We start from the raw sequence: 2,521 nt of genomic DNA on the forward strand, positions 1-2,521 counted from the left end.
AAGCGCGTGGGGCTGGGACTGTTCGTGCGATTCGTTCTAACGAAACCTAGAAATAGGAGGATGTTAGACATCAGTTAAGTAACCCAAAAGAGTAGAGTTCGCACTTGAATCCTTAACTGATGATAACTAAATCATCTTGTAGGTGAGGGAAATTCCTAGTTTTCCAAGTCCTAGCCCGCAGGTGCAGCGGTGACAGCACTATCCCTACTCAAGAGAATGGTTATCAAATGGGTAAAGCGGGATAGAAAGCAGGTAACTCCAAACCGTACAGAGAATCCCTGTAAGCATGAGTCCATGAGCAAAGCGTAAGCCTGAAGCCATGTATGAACCATCGTCACCAGCAATGGGCAACGACGGTTAGCCCAAGCCAAAAGGCAAGGATAATGGGGTGATAGCGACTGAACACTCGACTATCAAGCACTACCTCAAAACCCGGTGGAGAGTGGCGCTCTAAAGGCTCAAACAAAAGATGATTTGGAACGAAGTAACTCTCTGTTCTCTCTCAGAATAGGTCGATATCTGAGTAGGAAACCATCCAAATGAAACAGAGAGAAGGATTGCCTAAAAAGCAAATGCCTGAAGTAATGTTCAGGATACGCTGACGTAGGTACGATGACTTGGAATATCGAGTTGTTAGTAGCAATCAATATGTCTAAAGCCGAACAATCGTTCAGGATGGAATGGAAGCACGACATACCTATCTGTTTGGGTATTAAGTCTATTCAGCAATGGAAAGATTTACCTTGGAAACAAATAGAAAAACCTGTATTCAAGTTGCAAAAACGAATCTATAAAGCCAGTAGTCGTGGCGACATCAAGACTGTCCGCAAACTTCAGAAAACCTTAATGAGTTCCTGGTCAACAAAATGTCTAGCAGTCAGACGGGTAACACAAGATAACCAAGGCCGTAAGACGGCAGGAGTGGATGGAATTAAATCACTATCCCCAGAAGCCAGATTAAACCTTGTAGGACAGCTAAAACTCACAGATAAAAGTAAACCAACCCGCCGGGTATGGATACCAAAACCTAGTGGGGAAAAACGTCCATTAGGAATACCCACAATGTCTGACAGGGCGTTACAAGCCCTCGTAAAACTAGCACTAGAACCTGAATGGGAGGCAGGTTTTGAGCCTAACTCTTACGGGTTTCGACCAGGACGTTCTGCTCATGATGCTATCGAAGCAATATTTAAAGCAATTCGCCTAAAACCGAAGTATGTTTTAGACGCAGATCTTGCCAAATGTTTCGATAAAATTAACCATAAGGCTTTGCTGGAAAAACTAAACACCTTCCCCAGATTACGCCGTCAAATAAAAGCATGGCTTAAGTCTGGAGTGATTGATAGCAAAGAACTACTGCCAACATCTCTTGGAACACCACAGGGCGGCGTTATTTCCCCGTTATTAGCGAATATAGCTTTACACGGGATGGAAGAAATGCTCAACGAGTTTGCCAAAACTTTAGACATTCGTAATCCTAAAGGACACCAAACGAGTTGGAAGAACAAAGTTAGTTCGCTGAATATTATTAGATATGCGGATGACTTTGTAATTCTGCACTTAGATCTAAGTGTTATTTACACTTGACGGCGGATTATTTCTGAATGGTTGGAGAGCATGGGGCTAGAACTAAAGCCAAGTCAAACAAAAATCTGCCATACAATCGAAGAGTTTGAGGGAGATATTGGGTTTAACTTCCTTGGGTTTTTCGTCAGGCAATACAGGACAGGAATGTTCCGCAGTGCCAAGAATGCCAAAGGAGAACCACTAGGCTTCAAAACACTCATAATGCCAAGCAATGAGATCCGCCAAAGGCACAAAGAAAACATCACTAGAGTAATAGACACCCATAAACACTCCAAACAGTATGAGTTGATAAAGGAACTTAATCCGATAATTGTGGGATGGGCAAACTATTACTCGACAGTTGTGAGTCAAGAAATTTTTGGCAAGATAGATAACGATGTCTATCTAAAACTCAGAGCCTGGGCAAAACACCGCTGTCCAAACAGTAGTGCTAAAGAAATCTATAATAAATATTGGCACGCCGGTGATGACAATTGGAGCTTCAGTACTACTGAAGGATTGAGGTTAAAGAAGCACGATGAGATTGAGATAAAGAATCATGTCAAAGTGCAGAACAGCAGAAGTCCATACGATGGCGACTGGGAATACTTACGTTCACGCATGGGTAAACATCCAGAAGTTTCAACCAAAATGGCAACATTAATGAAGAAACAGAAAGGAAAATGTAACCATTGCGGACTAAATTTTAAATTTGGAGATCTAATAGAGATTGACCATATCAATCCAAAGTCCAGAGGAGGTAAGAATAATTATGACAATCTCCAAGCTCTCCACCGACATTGCCATGATGAAAAGACTGCCAACGATGGTAGTTTAGGTATTCTTGATAAAGAACCGAGTTATTGAGGAGCCGGATGATGGGAAACTGTCAAGTCCGGTTCTGTAGGAGAGGGTGGAGAAGTGATTCTTCACTCGACTCTAACCTGACGATAAA

Annotated in this window: 2 protein-coding genes; both read left to right on the plus strand. The window is 42.4% G+C overall.

Going from position 1 to position 2,521, the window contains the following annotated elements; genetic code table 11:
* The first annotated feature begins 612 nt into the window (after nucleotides 1-612).
* A complete protein-coding gene (locus ACE1CM_RS29240; RefSeq protein ID WP_374882369.1) occupies nucleotides 613-1,587 on the plus strand; it encodes a reverse transcriptase domain-containing protein in 975 nt (324 codons plus the stop codon).
* A gap of 30 nt (nucleotides 1,588-1,617) precedes the next feature.
* On the plus strand, nucleotides 1,618-2,433 hold the full coding sequence (locus tag ACE1CM_RS29245; protein ID WP_374882370.1) for a group II intron reverse transcriptase: 816 nt from the start codon (nucleotides 1,618-1,620) through the stop codon (nucleotides 2,431-2,433).
* The last annotated feature ends 88 nt before the right edge of the window (nucleotides 2,434-2,521 follow it).

This window comes from Microseira sp. BLCC-F43, assembly GCF_041929235.1.
In the GTDB taxonomy this organism is placed as follows: Bacteria; Cyanobacteriota; Cyanobacteriia; order Cyanobacteriales; family Aerosakkonemataceae; genus Microseira.